We start from the raw sequence: 20,898 nt of genomic DNA, 5'->3' as shown, positions 1-20,898 counted from the left end.
CGCGGATTTTCTAACCATCAATTTCCTCTTCGCGCAGTTCTTCATAAAGCAGATCAAGCCCGATCAAGACTTTTTCTCGATCGGAAAGGTCGCCAATAATTTTACGAACGGGCGGCGGCAAAATTTTGGCGAGTGTGGGCGTTGCTAAGATCTTATCCTCCTCGGCTAACTGCGGATTTTTAAGCACATCAATCACTTTCAGCGCGTAAACTCCTTGAAACTCTTTTTCTAAAATATTGTTCAATGTCTTAATCGCCCGAATCGAGTTGGGCGTGTTTCCGGCAACATAGAGCTTGAGAACGTAAGTTTTTTTTAATGGACTCATGATTTAGCCGTGAGCAATAACCAATTAGCAACTTGCAATTAAGACTCTCTGGGAACCGATCGACGATACATTTCGCACAGGTGCGCGATCGTATCAATCAGAGTCAATCGATAATCGAGCAAAATTTCTTCACTGCGCCCCTCTAATTTTAGCTGTTTCGCAAATTCATCCATCAACTCCATGTGCGTTTCAACAATCTGAGCGACGGGGATATCAGCAAAAAAAATGGTATTCACAAAGTCATCGATTCTTTGATTTAATCCACTGTCGTCTACAAAATAATTAAGGATGATGACTCGATAACTGTCGCGCAATTGAGCTAAAAGCTCTTCTCGTTCAGCTTGAGGCAAATATCGCAAAAACGCTTTAGGATTGCGCTTGTAATAGACTCCTAGATAGCCCAATCGCTCTTTTAGCTTCTCGGTCAACCGTCGTTGGTGCAGCAGCAAGAAGTTTTGAGTGCTGAGATCCGGTTCTGATGAAGCATTGGGCAAACGACACGAAGGAGAAAGATTGAGAAACTGATCGATCGCGCGATCGACAAACTCCGCCATCTCCTCTACCTTGTTAAGCGCTAACCGAACTTCTGCTGAATGGTATAGAAAGATTGACGCTTCTAGGTCTGCGACTCCAGCCTCCGGATCTGGCGTTGCGTCCAGAATCACGATCGGCAGCAGCGTCGCCTGGTTGTGCAGCCAAGTAATGAGAGCGGGCAACTGAGAGCCGTCTTGCAAAATCAAACAGTCAAGCTGCTGTCTCTGTTGCTCAACCAGCGAAAAAAATGCCTGATCAGATTCTGGACTGACAACGGTGTAGCGTTCTTTTTGAGGTGCGCCCGGTGCATCATCGATCAGAGCTTGCTGAACCGATCGAGCCAACTCTCTCGAATTGAGAAAAACGCAAACAAACAGCTTAGGACGTTGAACGTTGAAGAGTGAGGCTGTCAAGGCTAAATAGAAAAGACGGCAAGGTGAGTTTTTGACAGAATTGAATGCGATCGCAGGGTTGAAAACCGATCGCTAAGGTGTCAAGAGTCTTTATAGCAGGATTCCTGACCAGTTTTAATATTTATTTAACAATACGGCTTTTCGTTAAAAAAGGTTACGGAATGCTGAATTTAATAAGATGAGCGGCGGCGTAACCAGGCTCTGCACTTTTATAATTCAGGTTCTCAATATACGGGTTGATTGCTGTTTGTTGCAGCCTCGCAACAATTTAGTTTTTCCTAAAACCTGCTTATAAGATGAAATATCAAATCTGGGTTTCGTTTCCCGCTTCGATGTTAGTACAAAGCTGTCGAACCTTTAATCTGTAGGCATTTAGTGCTGTTTTTCGGTCTACCTCACAGTTCGGCGGGTGTTTCATGGCGATGCATAATGCTTCCCTCAGCGACTTTCTTGAATCGGCTCCGATCTGTCCTCAGACCGCTACGCTGGCGATCGCTGTAGAAATTTTGGGTGAGAGCGCTTGTGGTCACTTAGTGGTCGTCAATCGGCAGCAATACCCGATCGGGCTGATTCAAGCTCGCAAGTTGATGTCACTCTTGGCGGCGCAAGACAAAACTGCTGCAAGTGCGCTCAAAAAGTCACTTTCTGACCTGAGTTCCTTGCTGATCGAGCCACTGCCTACCTTACTCATTGATCAACCTCTGAACGAATGTAAACCAAGATTTAAAGATAGCTCTCAGCGATTTTGGGCAGTGGTCGATGGCGATCGTCACTTGAAAGGACTGGTCGATAGCCTCTATATCTTGAAGCTCATTGACATTGCCACAAGGCAACAGAAACCAGAAGAACCCGATCGGTTGCCCCTCGATACTCAGCCCCTGCCGACAGAAACAGATCACTTGCTCAAACAGCAGCTAAGAGGGCAAATTGCCAAGCTCCGATTTGCGTCTCGGCGATCGGACAGTTTGCCGCTTCAGCCTCAACTTGCGCTGTCGCTTTCATCTACTGAGCAATTGCCTGCCTCAATTCAGTCTCTCATGCAGGTTTTAGAGCGGTTGCCCATGCCGATGATGCTGCAATCAAACACTGGGCGAGTCGTTGCTGAAAACACTTTCTGGCAGCAGCAGTTTGACGAGTTGGCTGACCCCGATTGGGTGCAGCACGATGCCGATGCTGTTTTAGAGTTTACCACGCATTCTAAACTGCCGACCCAATCGCCTGATGCCTGGAACCCATCTGCCGAGTCTCCGATCGAGATGCCGCTGACCAGCTTTTGTCGGCTCGGCTCAACTTCTAACACTTGCATCTGCGTTTGCCCACTTAAAAACGGGCAAGAGCGAATCTTGCATCTGATCAAAATTCCGATCGGCACTATTTCGCCCAATACTGAGTTAGATCTCACGTCTGGGTGGCAAGTGCCCACTATTCACCCAGATCTAAAGCTGCGTGAATCTCAGCGAAGTTCTTCCTCCACTGACTCTTATTCAACTGCATTAGAGACTGAGCTAGAGGCGGCGGGGGTCGCGTGTCCGCTGCCTTTGATCGAAGAAAGTTTATGGCTCGTTTTAGCTCAAGATGTCACCGAGCAGCAGCAGATTGCCAGAGAATTAGCAGCCAAAAACGCCGATCTCGTGCAGCTTAATCGCCTCAAAGACGAGTTTCTTGCCTGCATCAGCCACGAATTGAGAACTCCACTCACCGCAGTTTTAGGCTTATCAAGTCTGCTTAAAGATCAGCTTCTAGGCACCTTGAATGAGCGTCAAGTTCGCTATGCTCAACTGATTCATCGCAGTGGGCGGCACTTGATGACGATCGTCAATGACATTCTTGACCTGACCCGCATGGAGACGGGTCAATTAGAAATCACGCTAGAACCTGTGAACATCGAGACGGTCTGCAACCGCGCCTTTGAGCAAGCGCAGCAGTCTCGCCTTGAAGAAGCCAAACCAGAAGCCGGACAGGAACTGCCTTCTGCCCCACCCACCTTTACGCTAGAGATTGAGCCAGGTCTTGCAACCCTGATTGCCGACGAGATGCGGCTGCGTCAAATGTTGCTAAACCTGCTCTCAAATGCGCTGAAGTTTACCAACACTGGCGGCAAAATTGGGCTGCGAGTCAATCGTTGGGAAGGCTGGATCGCTTTCACCGTCTGGGACACCGGGATTGGAATCCCGGCTGAAAAACAGCATTTGATCTTCCAAAAATTTCAGCAGTTAGAAAATCCTCTGACGCGGCGATTTGAAGGCACTGGGCTAGGATTGGTACTCACTCAACGTTTGGCACGACTGCACGGTGGCGATGTCACCTTCGTCTCAAAAGAGCATCAGGGCAGTCAGTTTACTTTGCTGTTGCCGCCCACGCATCCACAATCCACGATCGACCACCCTGATCAATCCGGGGTGTTTACACCCATTTCTCGCTCGCCTCACAATCGTCTCGTGCTGGTCGTCGAAGCGGTGGTGCGCTCGATCGAGCATCTCTCTGAGCAGTTGAGCGACCTTGGCTATCGCGTGATTATTGCCCGATCGGGCACCGAAGCGGTCGAGAAAGCGCGCCGCCTCCAGCCCTGCACAGTTTTACTCAATCCGCTACTGCCTACTTTGTCAGGCTGGGACGTGCTGACGTTGCTCAAAGCTGATCCGCAAACGAGGCATATTCCAGTCACGGTGATGGCGACTAGGGGCGATCGAGAGCAAGCACAGCGCCATCATGCCGATGAGTTTCTCAGTTTGCCGATCACCAATCAGGCACTCAAGCAAATGCTAGACCAGGTGACTGAAGAATCGACCTCGACTCAAACAACCAAGCCGATCGGCGAAAGTTTGGTGATTTTGCGGTTAAGCCCCATTCGCTATGGTGAGCAGACCGAAACGGCAGCAGAAGCCACGACCGACCTCAATCACCTCTTACACAGCCGCAACTGTCGAGTTTTAGAAGCCGATGACTTAGAGCAAGCAGAGCTATTGGCACAGGTTTGGAAGCCCCATGTGGTTTTGCTCGATGCGGCGATGCCTGACCCGATCGCTTATCTCAGGCATTTGTCTGAGCAAACATTTCTCGCCTCTCTGCCCCTGGTTACTTTGGATCAAGCCACGACTCAAGCCGCAAATCAAATTCACGGGCTATCGGTGTTTCCGTGTTTAACGCCTTTAGTTGAGCAGTCTTCTAGATCAGAGAAAGTGGACTCGGCACTCTTGCAGGTGATTCAAGTCGCGGCGGGCTTTGCATGGCGACCGTTGGTGATGGCGATCGACCCAGCAAATCTGGCTGAAGCACTGGCAGGTAACACTTCAGAACTGCCCAAAGAATCAGAATGGCTGTCTGCGATGACTCACTATATTCAGGCGGCAGGGTTTAGAGGCACGATCGGACGATCGTGGGCAGAAGTTGCTCAAAAACTGCAATCAGATAGCGTAGATTTGGTTCTGTTCTACTGGCACGATGCAGTACCTCAAAGCGCTACCTTAGAAGGGCTGTCTGCTCTAAAATCTCTGGTCGGTGCTCCTCCGATTCTGGTTCTCGATCATCGTGCAACTAAAGAAAATTCTGATCAGCAAGCGGTTTCAGCCCTATTGCAAGAAATGGCGACTCCCGTAGTATTGCATTCACCATCAATGGAAGAGTTATTGAGTCAGATCAACCAAATCTTGACGTGACAAATCTAGCAATTCATCTTTGATGATTTAGGTAGGGGCAATCCCCCTGCGGTTGCCCTCCGTCGGGGGTAGGCGCGGGGGCGTTACCCCTACAGCCCTTCCATCCCTGATTCTGCAACGCCAGAATTTAGACATTGGTTAACTCTAAGGTGATGGGATCTTGATTTACGACAAAGCTCTCAGCCTCTTCAGCCCAAACCAGTTTAAATTTAAATCCAGAAACCCCTACGCTCCGCTGGAAAAGATTGACTTCATGACTTTAGACATTATTGAACTTGATGGCAGAAAATTTGTCCCTGCCGATCAGTTACCTCTCCCAGAATGGGCGGGTGTTTTAAACGATCGTCCGCAGCCTGTGCTAACGCTCAAAGACGATGATATGTTTTTGCTGACCGACACCTTTGGCAACATTGGTGGCTCTGCTGATGATGGTCGCAACAGCAGCATGGGGCTATTTTGCAACGACACCCGCTTTTTAAGCCGTTTAGAATTGCAGATTGATGGACGATCGCCGATTCTCTTAAGCAGCACGGCTGAAAAGGGCTTTGCGCTCTCAGTGCTGTGCACCAACCCGCGTTTAGATGAAAAAGTCTCTGCCGAAAACATTGGCATCAAACGTGAACTGGTGCTCAACGGCGGCTTATTTGAAGAAATCGAGATCTCTAACTACAGCACTGAAGCCGTTAGTTTTGAACTTAGTGTCAGCTTTGATGCCGACTTTATTGATCTGTTTGAGGTGCGAGGGTGCGATCGTCCGCAACGCGGTCAACTTCTCCGGCAATTGCCCCACGATCTCGCCAGCCCCGACCTCGACCCAGAACATCGATCGACTTCACGAGCCTCTGAGGGAGCGCCTGTTGAGCTAGTGCTGGCCTACTTGGGTTTAGACAATGCCCTGCTAGAATCGCGCATTCAATTTCTCCACCATCAGCCTGACTTTCTCAAAGGCTATACGGCGATCTGGCATCTTCAGCTAGAATCTCATGAGACTAAACTTCTCAGCTATCGATTGCAGATGTTGAGCAATGGACGATCGGTGTCAAATGTCGATGCGCCCCGCACCCTCGGTCAAGCAAAAGCGGCAGAGTTTATGGAGGAGCAAGCCTGGCAGCAGCAGGTGACTCAGATTCGCTCAGACAAAAGCACCTTCGACCGAGTTATTGAGCGCTCCGAGCAAGATGTTTATCTACTGCGGCAAACGTTTGGCAAAGGCAAAGCCCTCTCAGCCGGAGTTCCGTGGTTCTCAACGCTGTTTGGTCGTGACTCGATCATTGCGGCTTCTCAAACGCTATTACTCGACCCGCAAATTGCCCGTGAAACGTTGACGATCTTGGCTTATTACCAGGGCAAAGTCGAAGACGAATGGCGCGAAGAACAACCGGGTAAAATTCTGCACGAGATTCGCTTTGGGGAGATGGCGCGTTGTCAAGAAGTTCCCCATACGCCCTATTACGGAACGGTGGATGCGACACCGCTCTGGCTGATGCTCTACGCCGAGTATTTTTCTTGGACTGCCGATTATGAAACCCTCGATCGCCTGTGGGGAAATGCGATCGCCGCGATGGATTGGGTCGATTGCAATCTCAAAGAAACCGGATATCTCAGCTATGCCCGCAAGTCTAAAAGAGGGCTAGACAACCAGGGCTGGAAGGACTCTGGCAACTGCATCGTCAATCGTAAGGGGCAGCTAGCACTGGGGGCGATCACCCTCTGTGAGGTGCAAGGTTATGTCTATGCGGCAAAAGTGCGGTTGAGTCAAATTGCCCGCATGAAAAAGCGCATTGACCTCGCTGATCGCTGGGAGGAAGAAGCCAGAGATCTCAAAATCCGGTTTAACCGAGATTTTTGGATGGATGACCAGGATTTTTGTGCGCTGGCGTTAGATGGAGACGGCAAGCACGTAGACAGCATTACCTCTAATCCGGGGCACTGTCTAAACTTGGGAATCTTCACGCCCGAACGAGCCTATAGTGTCGCCGAGCGGCTGCGCGCTCCAGATATGTTTAATGGCTGGGGCATTCGCACCCTCAGCAAGTCGTCACCTGCTTACAATCCGATGGGTTATCATATCGGGTCGGTGTGGCCGCATGATAATGCGATGATTGCGATCGGGCTGCGTTCTCTCGGTCTGATCGATCAGGCGTTAGAAGTGTGTAAGGGTTTGCTCGATATGACGCGCTACCAGCCTTATCAGCGCCCGCCAGAGTTGTTTTGCGGCTACGATCGCACCGACGATAACGAACCTGTTCAATATCCAGTTGCGTGTTCGCCGCAGGCATGGGCAACGGGCAGCATTTTCCAACTCGTTCACATGATTGTGAATTTAGTCCCCGATGCGCCAGGCAACAATCTGCGAATTATCGATCCAGCGTTGCCTGAGTCGATTAATCGTTTAGGGTTGCGAAATTTGCGAGTCGGCTCGACGCTGTTGGATTTAGAGTTTGAGCGATCGGGTTCTTCAACGGCCTGTCGTGTCTCTAAAAAACGGGGTAACTTGCGAGTGGTGATCGAAGCCTAGATTAAGACGATCGCTGGATCGTGGATTTTTCCAGATTCAGCGTTCAGTCTCATGAACTGCGGACTGCTGCTAAAAAGAACTCGATCGCCACTTCTTTTAACGTGAATTCGACGACTTCGGTACAGTTCATCGCGCCCCCTAAATCCCCCAAGTTTGGGGGACTTCGAGCCAAAATTTCCGGTTCAAAGTCCCCCAGAATGGGGGATTTAGGGGGCAGAAGCCGCTGACAACGAAGCGGAAAAACTCGTCGAACTGACGTTTTGTTAGTCGGCTCCTTCAATGGGAGCAAAGCCCTGCCGCTGGACGTTTTCGGTGACGACGCGAGGCTCTAAAAATTGCAGCAGATAGTCCCGTCCGCCTGCTTTTGAGCCAACCCCTGAGAGCTTAAACCCGCCAAACGGTTGCCGTGCCACGATCGCACCTGTAATACCGCGATTGATATATAAATTGCCGACTTCAAACTCGGCTTGGGCTTGTTGAATGTGAGACGGTGTGCGGGAATATAATCCGCCAGTCAGCCCATAAGGAGTGCCATTGGCGATCGTCAGCGACTCCTCAAATGTTTTGGCTTTGATCACCGCTAAAACCGGACCGAAGATCTCTTCTTGAGCGATTTTGGCATCGGGTGAAACGTCGGCAAAAATCACAGGACTAACGAAGTAACCCGAATCGGGGACGGGCATCTCTAAGGCAATTTCTGCCTCAGTTCGACCTTGCTCAATATAGCTCTGGATGCGGCTTTGAGATTCGCCATCAATCACCGGCCCAATCTGAGTGCTGGGCAATTCTGCGGCACCGATGTTGAGCGATCGGGTCGCCTCAATCAATCGATTTAAGAACGTCTCATAAATCGACTCAAGCACGATGACTCGCGAACACGCCGAGCATTTTTGTCCGCTATAGCCAAATGCCGAATGCACCACGCCCTGAATTGCCTGATCTAAATCAGCGCTTTCATCGACAATAATGGCATTTTTGCCGCCCATCTCAGCGACAACCCGCTTCAGGTGTCTCTGCCCCGGTTGCAAAACGGCAGCCTCAGCATAAATCTGACACCCCACCGCTTGAGAACCCGTAAAGACAATCATGTGAGTGTCGCGATGCTTAACCAGGTGTGCGCCTACCGTTGAGCCGTCTCCGGGCACAAATTGAAACACCCCACGCGGAAATCCAGCGTCAATCAGCACTTCTGCGAGTTTTGCAGCGATCACCGACGAGGTTTCGGCAGGTTTGAGCAGGGCACAATTGCCCGTAACAAGCGCGGCAACTGTCATCCCCAGCGGGATTGCTAGCGGGAAGTTCCAGGGAGAAATGACGACGACGATGCCTTTGGCGTGATAGCGATAGTGATTGGTTTCTCCGGGCAGGTCATAGCGATCGCCAAGATCTAATCGCTCCATCTCGTCGGCATAATAGTTGCAGAAGTCGATCGCTTCTGAGACTTCGCCATCGGCTTCGCGAACGGGTTTGCCAGTTTCTAGCACCATCCAGGCGATCAGATCGTTACGTCTTTGAGTTAGCAGATCCGCCGCCTTGCGAAGCATGGCCGATCGCTGCGCTGCGGGCGTTTTTTGCCACGCCGGAAACGCCGCTTTAGCTGCCGCGATCGCTTGTTCTGCCTGGTCGATGCTGATCATACCAATCTGCCCCACCACCTCGCTAAACTGAGACGGATTCACCGAAGGCAGCTTGTCATCGGTTTCGACAAATTGCCCATCGATATAAGGTAGGTAGGTTTTGCCCAACTGCTGACGCACGGTTTGCAAGGCTTGTTGAAGCTGATCGCGTGACTCTCGATCGGCATAGTCAGTATCGGCAACATTGACGAAGTTTTGATTGAGAATTGCGGACTTTGACTCGGAACTTTGAGGTGCAGCAAGTAATTCTTCGATCGGGCGTTCTTCCAAATCTTGTCGCAAAAACGAACTGTTTGCTGTGTTCTCTAACAATCTGCGAATCAGATAAGACATTCCCGGAATCAAGTCGCCGTAGGGACAGTAGACGCGAACTCGATAGCCTTGATCGACAATGGCTTTGGCTAATTTGTCTCCCATTCCATAGAGGGTTTGAAACTCGATGCGACGTGCAGGAATTTTGAGTGCTTTGGCAATCGCGATCGCGTGTGCTTGAGTGCGAACGTTGTGACTGCCGATCGCGGCATAGAGATGTTCGTAGTTTTCTAATAGCAATCGCGTTAGCGTTTCAAAGTTGGCATCGGTTGCAGATTTTTCGTTATAAACAGGCTGATCCCAATCTTTTTGCGCCGCTTTGATGGTTTCTTGATCCCAATAGGCACCTTTGACTAACCGGATGGTTAACGGAGTGCCGCGCTGTTTTGCCCAAGCGATCAGATCTTGCAAATCTCGCTCACTGTCTCGCAGATAAGCTTGCAGCGTCATGCCAACGTCACTGCGATCGCGAAACTCATCCTCTAATAAAATCTGCTTGAGAATCGTCAGCGTCAAATCTTTATAGGCGTACTGCTCCATGTCAAAGTGAACGGCGGTGCCTAATTCTTTTGCCCGTCGCAGCAACACTCGAATACGTTCACTAACGCGTTCTTGACTACCTTGAGCATCTAACGGGTCAAACTGCGAATAAAACGCCGTCAACTTCACCGAAACCTGAACTTTTGGCAGCGGCTGCCCGTCTGCGAGGTCGATCGCCGGAACCGTTGCCCAATTCTTAGAGGCTTCGGTGAGTTGGGTCATCAGGTCGAGATAGCGATCGAGATAAGATTGCGCCTCGGCTTCGGTGATCACCGCCTCACCCAATAGATCGACGGTGAAGCCCATTTTCTCTTTTCGCAATCGCTCTAGCGTTTTAAGAACTTGCTTCGTACTTTCTCCAGAAATATATTTGTGTGCCAGAGCTTCGACCGCTGTTGAAACCGTTGTAGCAGCAACCTGCCCCGGCATTGAGTCCGCGTTGGCGAAATTGAGCAATCCCTTTAAGGCTGAGGGTAGCTCGACGCTGGCATCGGTGAGATATTCTTGCAAGTGGCGGGCGATCTCAGCTTTGCTGCGGAGAGAAGGCAGACAGTCAATAAAACGAAATAACTGCACTCTCAAGCCAGGATTCTCCATCGTCCAACCTAAGAGTTTGTCATCCCAGCGCATCTGATCGCGCATTTGGGCAAAGAACGATCGAGACTCGCGAGTGGCTCCGAGCAGTTGACGCGCGATCGCTTGGGTTTGAGTTTCATAAATGCGGTCAGATACTTGGGCAACCATAAGTTCCTATCTCAAAAAATTGTCTAGTCAATCAAAAGCTTCTGACTACCATTGTCGCCATAGAACGTCCCTACAGACGGCAACTCTGCAATTTAGCCTCTACAAACCACGATCGTTTGTCAAGCAAATTTAACGCAATGTGCGACTCAGAACTCTCACCCTAGCCCTCTCCTCTGGGAGAGAGAACTAGAAATCGCTTCAAAGCTCCTCTCCCTGGGGAGAGGGGTTTGGGGTGAGGGTTCTTAATCCACATCAGATGGTCTAATCTTCAGGGAATCGATCGCCTCAGATTGGTATTCGAGGCGACAATCCTCAAAACAGAAATTCTCTTAAAGTAACCTGAGTTCGGGATAAGTTACTGCTCCGTTTCAGTTCCCTTCGCCCCCTAAATCCCCCAAACTTGGGGGACTTTGAAGCAGAAAGATCGACCGCGTTCAAGAAATTGTGCCCATTCCAAGTCCCCCAGCATGGGGGATTTAGGGGGCGAGACGCTCGGCATTGGACGATCAAACTATCGCAGGCTGCACAGGAGACCAGGTTCAATCGCTAGGCAGGCAATGATTAACCCGAACTGACGTTAAAGTAGTTACTATGATTGTTCTCAGAAGCCAATAGAACTTTAAATGACCGTCCGATCGTCAGGGAATCTGCCCTCCAATCACTGAGGATACGATCGCGATTGTCCTTTGCTTTAAGGTCGTCGAGGTCGCCCTAGTGTGGTGATATACAACACGGCTTCATCTGCGGGGATGCCCAACACTTCGTTTACTTGATCGTCAAAGAAGCCAGCAATGCCACTTACCCCTAAACCGAGATGAATGGCGGCGAGGTTGAGGCGCTGACCCAAATGTCCGGCATCCATGTGCAGGTAGCGGTAAGCTCGATCGCCGTATCGCTTGATCGCCGCTTTTAGATCTGCTGTGTGAAATAAAACTGCACTCGCATCGCGTCCTAAGTCTTGCCCTAAACAGAGATAGTGCAACTCTCGTCGAAAGTTTTTAAAGCGAATTTGCCGTAACTCTTGGGCTTTAGGGGCGTAGTAATAGCAGCCTTCTTCAAGCCCGGTGACTGACGAAACGGCGATAAAGGTTTCGACTAAACTCAAATCAAAATAGTCTGGAGAGCCGTCTAGATCTTGCTCGACGTAATGCTGAGGCTGATAGGTGAAGTCGAGTAAAGCCTTCAATTCATCCAATGTAAGAGCGGCACCATTATATGCACGGGTCGATCGTCGCCGCAAAATTGTCTGCTCAAGATCTATTAGCTGGTCGCCCCACGCGATCGCCTCTGAAACGGTGGACATCTTGAGACAGAAGGGAAAATTGTATTTGTCTTGCTCTTCGGCGGGTGACAGCTTCCAATTTACTTTAGCCGTCGGGTTAAGCAGAATCTGAGTTGTTTGATGAAAATAATCAAGCAGCGCTCCGTCGTCAAGGTCAGGATATTCTCGCTGAGTGCTAGAGGGGAGTGCAGTCTGCGTCAGCGGTAGATTTTGGTTGACTTCTCGCACATCGGCTAAAGGCATCACCGCGATCGTGCCTTCTTGCTGAGAGTCTAAATAAAGCAATTGATTGACCGCTTCATCGGCAAAGCCCCCGATCAGATGAGGACGAAAATCATTGAGAGAACTGGCAAGCTCTAGATTTCCGAGCAGGTGCCCGGTGTCGAGAAAAATTCTGCGGTAAGCGCGGTCTTCATAGCGCCAAAACGATCGATAAAAAACGGCTGAGAGGATGATCGCGAGTTGCGTACCTTCTAGCACTGGGTTCCAAAAACACGCCGATTGCAGCGATGTCCAAACGTCACTTTCCCAAAATTGCAAGAGAGAATGCGTCTTTGCCTGATAGTTGTAGAGTCCGGCGGGTAAGAAGGGTGTGCCGCGAGAGATCAAATAAATTTCAGCCGGATATAGCCCTCCAGCCGAGGGTGCCGCTCTCACATAATGGGGTTCTGCATCGGTCGGAATCATGCCCGTCAGCCCATAGCTGCAAAAGAGCAGTTTTGATAACCGTTGCCACCATTCTGCGGTTGGATCTGGGGGCGGGTTGTTGAGATAGGGCTTGAGATCAAAGGAAACCCCAATTTTGTAATCTTTGAAAGGAACGGGTTGCTGGCTCCAATTGAGAGACTTACTCTTGGCGCGAATCGTCTCTGGGTCATATTTGGTGCGCTCGTGGTAGTGAACGGCGATCGACGCTTTCAAGTCAGACATAGAAATCGAGTCAGGTAGGCTGTGCCTTTGATCTTGACACGGGTTTGAGCTAATTTAACGAGAACCTCGATCGCAATAAAAACTATTTTAGAATCACATGAGAGCATCAATTTTTAATGGAATCAATAAAAACTTAAATCACTATCCTTACCCGTCGGGACGAAGAATAATCATGGGCACTCAAGCCGCTGTCGCAACGAGCCAACCCTTAGCAACCTTAGCGGGATTGGAAATGCTGCGATCGGGCGGCAATGCGATCGATGCGGCGTTAGCAATGGCGATCGCGCTCACGGTCGTCGAACCAACCTCAAACGGCATTGGCTCAGATGCTTTTGCGCTGGTTTGGGATGGTACGCTTCACGGCTTAAATGCGTCGGGCAAAAGTCCGCAAATGATGCTAGACCCCTTGGCTGAATGGTTAGAGATGCCCACTTTGGGCTGGTCAACCGTGACCGTTCCGGGAGCGGTTTCAGCGTGGCAAACCCTCTCAAAACGCTGGGGGAAATTGCCCTTCGATCGCTTGTTTGAGCCTGCGATTCACTATGCGGAGTCGGGGTTTCCGGTTTCTCCTGAGACAGCCCGCGCCTGGAAACGAGCCGAGCGAGTCTATTTGCCGCTCACAGGCGAAGAGTTTCAGCCTTTTCAGCAGGTGTTTTTTCCAGACGGACGGGCACCGAATGCGGGCGAGATTTGGCGGAGTCCTGCTCATGCAGAGACGCTGAGAGCGATCGCCCACAGTCACGGCGAATCTTTTTATCACGGAGAATTGGCGGCAGCGATCGCGCAATTTGCGGCTCAAACTAACGGGCTGATCACTCAAGCAGATTTGGCACTCCATCAAGCCGAGTGGGTTGATCCGATCTCGACCGATTATCGGGGTGTCACCGTCTGGGAAATGCCGCCCAATGGTCAGGGCATCGCGACCTTGATGGCATTGAATATTCTGGAAGGGTTTGATTTATCTAACTATGCGCGCGACTCGGTAGAGAGTTTTCATCTACAAATTGAGGCGATGAAATTAGGGTTTGCCGATGCTCACCAGCACGTATCTGACTCACGATTTATGGAGGTTGAAATCGCTCATTTAGTCAGCAAATCTTATGCGGCAGAGCGGCGGCAAATGATCAGCGATCGGGCACTCGCGATCGCCCCCGCCGGACTTCCCAAAGGAGGCACCGTTTATCTAGCGGCATCCGACAATGACTTAATGGTGTCGTTTATTCAGTCAAACTTTATGGGCTTTGGCAGCGGCATTCTGATTCCAGGAACGGGTATCGCTTTGCAAAACCGCGCTACAGGTTTCTCTTTAGAAACTGGTCATCCTAATCGAATCGCTGCCGGAAAACGCCCCTTCCACACGATTATTCCGGGGTTTCTCAGTCAAGATGGGCACCCGATCGGGCCATTTGGGGTGATGGGCGGCCCGATGCAGCCGCAGGGTCACTTGCAAATGGTGGTCAATCTGGTGGATTACGGCATGAATCCGCAGGCGGCGTTAGATGCTCCTCGCTGGCAGTGGATGGCAGGAAATCGAGTGCTTTTGGAACAAACGGTTCCGCGTGGAGTGGCAGTCGGATTGAGCGATCGTGACCACAAAATTCAACTCAGTGCAGAACCGAGTGCCTTTGGTCGAGGACAAATGATTTTGCGCCAGGGCAAGGTTTTTATGGCTGCCTCAGAGCCGCGCGCCGATGGCATCGCATTAGCCTATTAAAGAAACGTCAGTCTGATGAGTTCTTTCGCTTCGTTCTTCAGCGCTTCAGCCCCCTAAATCCCCCAATTTGGAGGACTTCTAGCCCAGAATTGAGGTTCAAAGTCCCCCAATTTTGGGGGATTTAGGGGGCAACCCGGATTTGCAACCGCAGCGAAAAGCTTCATCGCATTAGCCTATTAAAGAAATGCGGTAGGATTTGGGCAAACCTAGACGATTCTGACTATGAAGCTTCTCAGCAAACGGTTTGTTCGTCGATTAATCGGCAGACAGCAATCTCAAGAATCAACGCCGTCTGCGCCACAGCGAATGTTAGATGAGAAAGGACACGCCAATGTCGTGCGGATGGGCATTGAGCGTTCTCCTTGGGATGATCTCTACTATTTGCTGTTGACTATCTCTTGGTCTCGGTTTTTTGCCCTGACGATGCTGCTTTACGGCGTGGTGAATACGCTGTTCGCGCTGTTTTATCTAGTGGGCGGTGACAATCTTGCCAATGCTCAACCTGGCTCGTTTTGGGACGCATTCTTCTTTAGTGTGCAGACGATGGCTACGATCGGATATGGTGCCATCTCACCCAAAACGTTTTATGGCAACGTGGTTGTGTCGATCGAGGCCATGCTAGGTCTATTAGGCGTAGCTGTGATTACTGGGTTGGCATTTGCCCGCCTCGCTCGACCGACAGCACGAATTTTGTTTAGTCGTGTTGCCATCATTGCCCAATATAACGGGGTGCCAACGCTGATGTTTAGGACGGCCAACCAGCGAGGCAACCAGATTTTAGAAGCTCGACTTTGGGTATTTTTGGTGCGCGATGAAGTTACCGAAGAAGGTCAATCAATCCGGCGCTTTTATGACTTGAGCCTCAGTCGCCAACTGTCTCCAGTCTTTAACTTGACTTGGACTGCAATGCACCCGATCGACGAAAATAGCCCCTTGTATGGTGAAACTCCAGAATCGTTGAGAGACCGTGCAACTGAGATTGTGGTGTCATTAACCGGAATCGATGAAACCGTTGCCCAAACGGTTCACGCTCGCTATTCTTATCTGACTCAAGAGATTTTATGGGACATGCAGTTTGCCGATCTGTTAACTCAAACCTCAGACGGGCGACGCGCGATCGATTTCACTCGGTTTCACGATGTCCTGTAGAGATATTTTGGTTTTAGATGACACACTACTAGTATTGATTCCGTTCACTCTCTACTACAATGGCTAAAGAATTTTCGATCGGATCTAAAGTTCGCGTGGTCTCGCTGCCGCCCTACGTCAAAACGGCTGACCCGATGCCGATGCTGCGTCCGCCCGATGTGATTCACCTCAACGAGGAGGGAATTGTGATCGATCGTCGCCCTGGCGGTTATTGGGGGGTGAAATTTGCGCGCGGTGCGTTTCTATTAGAGGCTGACTATCTCGAACCTGCTTAAGCAACGGGCAGCAAAATCTCAAATTCTGTCCTGGCTTGCACTTCTGTGCGATCGTCAGTCGGGTGGATGCGAGAATAGACTTTAAATTTTCCACCATGCCTAGCCGTGATAATGCGACAACTGGTGATTAAGCTGGTTTCTTTCGCAAAAGGTTGATTGGTCGAAAACGCTTCTGTCAATTGCTGTTGAGTTTCAGCAGACATACCCAGCCCATTGTCAGAAATGCGAATCGAAACCCACCGAGTATCACTCTCTCGTAACGTACATAAATCGGTGACGATCGTAATCCGCGGACGAATTCTAGATTCACGGATTGGCAAGTTTAACTCTGAGCTAAGACGATCGCTCACGGCTTGATTAAGCAAAACGTCGAGCGATCGACTGATAATATTCATAAAAACCTGACTCAGTTGCCCGATAAAACACGGCACAGGCGGCAACTGAGCATAGTGCTTAACAATCTCAATCTCAGTGCTGACACGGCTTTTGAGCAGCAACAATATGCCATCTAGACAATCATGTAAATCCGCAGGCTTGGGATAGACCTCATCAATGTGACAAAAATTTTGCAACCCATTGACGAGTTTAGATAGGCGTTCTGCTCCTGTTTTGATGCTCTTGAGAGTTTTTGGTAGGTCTTCTCTGAGATAGTCGAGTTCGATCGTTTCCTGAATATGGGCAATCTCTTGAGTGCGCTGCGGCAGAGCTTTTTCGTAGGCAGACACCAGCGTTAATAGATTTTGACTATAGTCAGACACGTGGCTGAGATTGCCCCAAATAAAACTTACCGGGTCTAAAATCTCATGCGCCACGCCATTGACTAACCGTCCCAAACTTGCCATCTTTTCGCTTTGCAGCATTTGCAATTGCAGCCGCTCATATCTAACCTGCGTTTCAATGCCTCGAATTTGCCAGTAAGCGATATTGAGAGCGTGAATGTCTAGCAGTTGATAACCCGATGACTGTTGAACCACGATCGGATCTGCCAAACACTCAGGCGATCGCCGTAATGCCTGCGGTGCTGCGCTCAAAATTGAAGTGTTGCTTGCTAACATCAGCCAAGATTTGGGCGCATAGCTCGATAAAACCCGCAAAGGGCGCTTTAGAAATAACTCGATGCCGTGAGGACGCAGCAAATACTCTAGCAATTGCTGCCGCGAAATCATCCCGACAAATTGCCCTTGCTCAACCAAAATCACCCCCGGCACGAGAGGATGGCGCTCAAAAACTTGCGCGACTTCAATGCCTAAGCAACTTAGTTCTGCCTGAAACTGATAGAGAGGCAGTGCTTGCAGGGTAGATTCAAGATTTAATGCCTCGCCCCCTTCAGAGAGTATGGGCAGCATCAGATTGAGATGAAAATCATCGGCGGCTTCAGAAAACACAGAGGCACTCGTCCAGCTTGCGATCGTCTATGGCAATCTTATTTCAGTTGTCAGAGTGGGACAGGCTTCCAGCTTGTACGGGCAAGATGCCCATCCCACCATTCACTTAGGATTGCTATAGACCTACACTGCCCAAATTTGTCGATGGTTGCTCAAAATTCGGACGTTAGACTTTAGACTGAAACAGGTTTCAGAACTGACTCTCGACCCCTGACCCTTGACCCTGAATGAAATTACTCCTCTTCTTACTACAATCTTCTCGCGGCAGGATGGCGATCGCCATTTTTACAGGCTTCGTCAGCGGGGCGAGTAGTGCGGCTCTGATTGCGCTAGCGAGCCGCGCGCTGGGGTCAGGTGGAGATATCGGCTCGATCGCGAGCATTTTTATCCTGCTGGCAGTCGTCTCGCTGGTCACTAGCGTAGTTTCGCAGGTGGTGCTGGTGCAACTGTCACAAGATGCCGTCTTTAACTTGCGGTTAGTCTTGAGTCGGCAAATTCTCTCTTCAGAGTTGAGCCATTTAGAACAGTTGGGCAACGCTCGAATTTTGGCAACCCTGACTGAAGACGTAAATGCGGTTGCCAATGCAGTCGCGCTCTTTCCCTATTTATGTATCGATTTAGCCACGATCGTGGGTTCTTTTGCTTATATCCTTTGGCTATCGTGGCAAGGGTTTCTCATGGTGATGGGGCTGTTTGTGTTAGCCATGGTCACGACTCAGTTGTTGCTAAGACGCGGCTATCAATTTCTAAAGCTGGCTCGTGAAGATCAAGATCAACTGTTCAAACACTTTCGCACGATTACTGACGGCATTAAGGAGCTAAAGCTGCACTACGATCGCCGCCAAACCTTCTTATCAGATGATTTAGAAGTCGCCTCTGCCAGCTATCGTCGTCACAATGTCAATGCGTTGATTTTGTTAGCGATGACGAGCAGTTTGGGGCGACTGATCTTTTTCTTTGCGATCGGGTTTGTCTTATTTGCGCTGCCTCAAATCTTGGCAGTGCCGCTGCAAACGCTTTCTGGTTACGTCTTGATCTTTACTTACACCACGTTGCCCTTAGAGAAGCTGGTCGCAAAGCTGCCTGTGCTGGGTCAAGCCAGTGTCTCTCTGCAAAAGATTGATCTTTTGGGGTTGGCGCTTCGCAGCAAAGCCGAGGTGAATACGTTGCCTGTCGCGGTTGACCCTGACTGGCAGCGCTTAGAGTTGCGGGGCATCACTCACCACTATGAGCGACCGGGAGAAGAGAGCAGCTTCGTTTTAGGCCCGATCGATCTGGCTTTCCGTCCTGGAGAATTGGTGTTTATTGTTGGAGGTAACGGCAGTGGCAAGTCTACGTTATCCAAACTGATAACGGGGCTTTACGTTCCTGATCAGGGTGAAATCTGGCTAGACGGACAGCGAATCACCTCAGAAAATCGAGAGTGGTATCGACAACATTTTTCTGCGATTTATGCCGATTTTTATTTGTTTGATCGGCTTCTGGGCATCAACAATCCCAACCTTGATAATCAGGCGCAGGCTTATCTCAAGCAGTTGCACCTTGATCACAAAGTCACCATCAGCAACGGCAGACTTTCGACGATCGAGCTTTCTCAAGGGCAGCGCAAACGGTTAAGTCTTCTGACTGCTTATTTAGAAGACCGACCGATTTATCTATTTGATGAATGGGCATCGGATCAAGATCCGACGTTTCGAGAGCTTTTCTACACTGAGTTTTTGCCGAAATTAAAGCGTCAGGGAAAAACCATTTTTGTGATCAGTCACGATGATCATTATTTTCACGTTGCCGATCGCATGATCAAACTCGATTATGGAACGATCGAATATGACAAATCGGTGGGCGATCTTTAGAAAGTGTTTGTAAATATAAATGAAGGAGTAGTCCAGGGAGCGAATAGATCAGCGATACCTAAAAGAATCGACTATTTCTCAGTTGAGACCCTGAGTGAGCCTTATTACGACAGCGACTTAACCGCCCCAGAATGGCAGCAGATAGCGCCATTACTGCCGCCTGAAAAGCCCGTGGGCAACCTCCGAGAGGTCGATTTACGAAAAGTGTTAAACGCCATTTTTATCGGGCTGACAAGGGCACAAAATGGCGCAACCTGGGTATCGCGTAGCGGCATCTGATTGACATAGCGATAGCGATAAATCTCTTTCGTGCGCTTGTTCCAGTGTTGGGTTTCTAGGGTCTTGACTTCGCCGTTGGCTTCCAAGTAGCCGAGCCAGTCATAGAACGCAACATGAGACTCCGGCAAGCAAGTAAAGATAAAACTGAGTTGATGCGCCAAGCAGTGTTCACACATCGGTTGATGAGTGTAGAGGTCGTCTCCGAGGAACGTCACTGGCTGGAGGGTGCGTTGAGCCGCATAAGTGCTGATCCACCGTTTGGCTGCTGCCACTTCACAATCTTGCTTCTCGTGACCGTCTTGAGGCGTGACCAATTCCGGGGCTAATGCCATCACCTGCCGTTGGGTCGGTGACACAATCACGGGCAAAATGGCGCGATGAAAGTAAGTGACGCTGCTATTCTTGTGAGTCCGACTCGAACAGCACTCACAGTGAATCTTCTGCGACTTGAAATACTCTGTGCCATCGAATGCGACCAACAGATGTCCATTCCAATGCTGATCAGGCTGCAACCACCCCGCCTCAAAGCCGCATACACCTTGAAAAACACCTCGAACAATCCGACTGCTTCCACTTCATCCAATAGAGTGCGGATTTGAGGTGAACTCGGTATTGCTCCCAATCCAAACAGACTTTGAGCGTTGTCCTTGCCCCGCCGACTTTGCATCTGCCGCTGATGTTCCAAAAACGATTCGCATTGTATGAAGAACACCGAAAAGGCTCCCAGAATCACATCGCTCAAACCCTAGCGCGTCGCATTACTCGCTTGGCGCGGGTCTGGGATCTTACTCACCGCTTGGGAAAGATCGACTCTAATCACCAGGCTGCTTCTCAATCTTGAATGTTTATGAAGAAAAGTAACGGAGGAATTCTCGTCAAAAAACATAGGACGAACCGCCACTTTACGATCGTCCTATGTTTTTCGACTAAGCGAACCCCTCTAACCGTCAGATGCGCCTGCCGAGATCAGCCAAACAACGAACTTTGCATCCCGGCTGAAACCTGCACTGACATCAACGCACTTCTAAGCAATTGCAGCGCCAAGATCGCCAGAATTGCAGAGAAGTCAAGCCCGCCGAGGGGGGGGATGAACGATCGAAAAATGTTGAGGTAAGGATCGGTCAGTTGGCTCAAAATCGAGAAGGGAGGATTAAGCCAGTCAATATTGGGAAACCAACTGAGCAAGATCCGAATAAACAAAAGCACCAGATAGATGCCGACAAAGCCGCTAATAGTGCTGATGAGCAGTTGCAAAGGATTCATAGATTTGCAGATTCCTTGGTGAGGTCTAGGGGTTTTTATGTTTTGCAGATGATTTAAGCGATCTTCGCCCGATCGCGATCACTCTCACG

At 49.9% G+C, this 20,898-nt stretch carries 14 protein-coding genes; 6 read left to right on the top strand and 8 right to left on the bottom strand.

All coding sequences use genetic code 11. The annotated features are described in order from the left end of the window. Positions 1-10 precede the first annotated feature (10 nt). Positions 11-325, bottom strand: coding sequence for a circadian clock protein KaiB (kaiB, locus tag BRW63_RS22640; protein ID WP_073074650.1), 315 nt, complete (start codon positions 323-325; stop codon positions 11-13). Between the two features lie 38 nt (positions 326-363). Then, positions 364-1,272, bottom strand: coding sequence for a circadian clock protein KaiA (locus tag BRW63_RS22635; protein ID WP_073074649.1), 909 nt, complete (start codon positions 1,270-1,272; stop codon positions 364-366). Positions 1,273-1,688: 416 nt separating this feature from the next. On the opposite strand from BRW63_RS22635, the gene BRW63_RS22630 reads away from it, so the two are divergent. Both BRW63_RS22630 and BRW63_RS22625 read left to right on the top strand, forming a co-directional pair. Then, positions 1,689-4,928, top strand: coding sequence for an ATP-binding protein (locus tag BRW63_RS22630; RefSeq protein ID WP_106254132.1), 3,240 nt, complete (start codon positions 1,689-1,691; stop codon positions 4,926-4,928). A gap of 253 nt (positions 4,929-5,181) precedes the next feature. Further along, positions 5,182-7,446: an amylo-alpha-1,6-glucosidase gene (locus tag BRW63_RS22625; protein WP_073074648.1), complete on the top strand. Its 2,265-nt coding sequence runs from the start codon at positions 5,182-5,184 to the stop codon at positions 7,444-7,446. Positions 7,447-7,495: 49 nt separating this feature from the next. On the opposite strand, the gene BRW63_RS29690 is transcribed toward BRW63_RS22625, so the two are convergent. From BRW63_RS29690 to BRW63_RS22610, 3 genes are all read right to left on the bottom strand, one after another. Further along, the gene (locus BRW63_RS29690; protein ID WP_262983567.1) at positions 7,496-7,618 is read right to left on the bottom strand and encodes a hypothetical protein; all 123 of its coding nucleotides are present in this window, start codon (positions 7,616-7,618) and stop codon (positions 7,496-7,498) included. Between the two features lie 91 nt (positions 7,619-7,709). Continuing rightward, positions 7,710-10,679, bottom strand: a complete 2,970-nt coding sequence (gene pruA / locus BRW63_RS22615) for an L-glutamate gamma-semialdehyde dehydrogenase (protein WP_073074646.1) — start codon at positions 10,677-10,679, stop codon at positions 7,710-7,712. Positions 10,680-11,370: 691 nt separating this feature from the next. Then, positions 11,371-12,891, bottom strand: coding sequence for a SagB/ThcOx family dehydrogenase (locus tag BRW63_RS22610; RefSeq protein ID WP_073074645.1), 1,521 nt, complete (start codon positions 12,889-12,891; stop codon positions 11,371-11,373). A gap of 172 nt (positions 12,892-13,063) precedes the next feature. Between BRW63_RS22610 and BRW63_RS22605 the strand changes: the two genes are divergently transcribed. From BRW63_RS22605 to sipA, 3 genes are all read left to right on the top strand, one after another. Continuing rightward, positions 13,064-14,605, top strand: coding sequence for a gamma-glutamyltransferase family protein (locus BRW63_RS22605; RefSeq protein WP_083583183.1), 1,542 nt, complete (start codon positions 13,064-13,066; stop codon positions 14,603-14,605). Between the two features lie 222 nt (positions 14,606-14,827). Then, complete coding sequence (locus BRW63_RS22600; RefSeq protein WP_083583181.1) at positions 14,828-15,754, top strand: ion channel; 927 nt, start codon at positions 14,828-14,830, stop codon at positions 15,752-15,754. Between the two features lie 59 nt (positions 15,755-15,813). Then, the gene (sipA, locus tag BRW63_RS22595; RefSeq protein WP_073074643.1) at positions 15,814-16,029 is read left to right on the top strand and encodes a regulatory protein SipA; all 216 of its coding nucleotides are present in this window, start codon (positions 15,814-15,816) and stop codon (positions 16,027-16,029) included. On the opposite strand, the gene BRW63_RS22590 is transcribed toward sipA, so the two are convergent. After that, the gene (locus tag BRW63_RS22590) at positions 16,026-17,414 is read right to left on the bottom strand and encodes a sensor histidine kinase (protein WP_223257477.1); all 1,389 of its coding nucleotides are present in this window, start codon (positions 17,412-17,414) and stop codon (positions 16,026-16,028) included. The genes sipA and BRW63_RS22590 overlap by 4 nt on opposite strands. Positions 17,415-17,641: 227 nt before the next feature. On the opposite strand from BRW63_RS22590, the gene BRW63_RS22585 reads away from it, so the two are divergent. Then, positions 17,642-19,267 (top strand): cyclic peptide export ABC transporter, encoded by a 1,626-nt coding sequence (locus BRW63_RS22585; protein WP_073074642.1) that lies wholly within the window; start codon positions 17,642-17,644, stop codon positions 19,265-19,267. A gap of 104 nt (positions 19,268-19,371) precedes the next feature. Here BRW63_RS22585 and BRW63_RS28540 read toward each other — a convergent pair whose 3' ends face one another. Together BRW63_RS28540 and BRW63_RS22575 are read right to left on the bottom strand one after the other, a co-directional pair. Beyond that, a complete protein-coding gene (locus tag BRW63_RS28540; protein ID WP_181314475.1) occupies positions 19,372-20,058 on the bottom strand; it encodes a hypothetical protein in 687 nt (228 codons plus the stop codon). A gap of 454 nt (positions 20,059-20,512) precedes the next feature. Further along, positions 20,513-20,809: a YggT family protein gene (locus tag BRW63_RS22575; RefSeq protein WP_073074640.1), complete on the bottom strand. Its 297-nt coding sequence runs from the start codon at positions 20,807-20,809 to the stop codon at positions 20,513-20,515. Positions 20,810-20,898: the final 89 nt, after the last annotated feature.

Source organism: Phormidesmis priestleyi ULC007, assembly GCF_001895925.1.
GTDB classification, from domain to species: domain Bacteria; phylum Cyanobacteriota; class Cyanobacteriia; order Leptolyngbyales; family Leptolyngbyaceae; genus Phormidesmis_A; species Phormidesmis_A priestleyi_A.
This window is presented reverse-complemented; position numbering and strand designations above follow the sequence as displayed.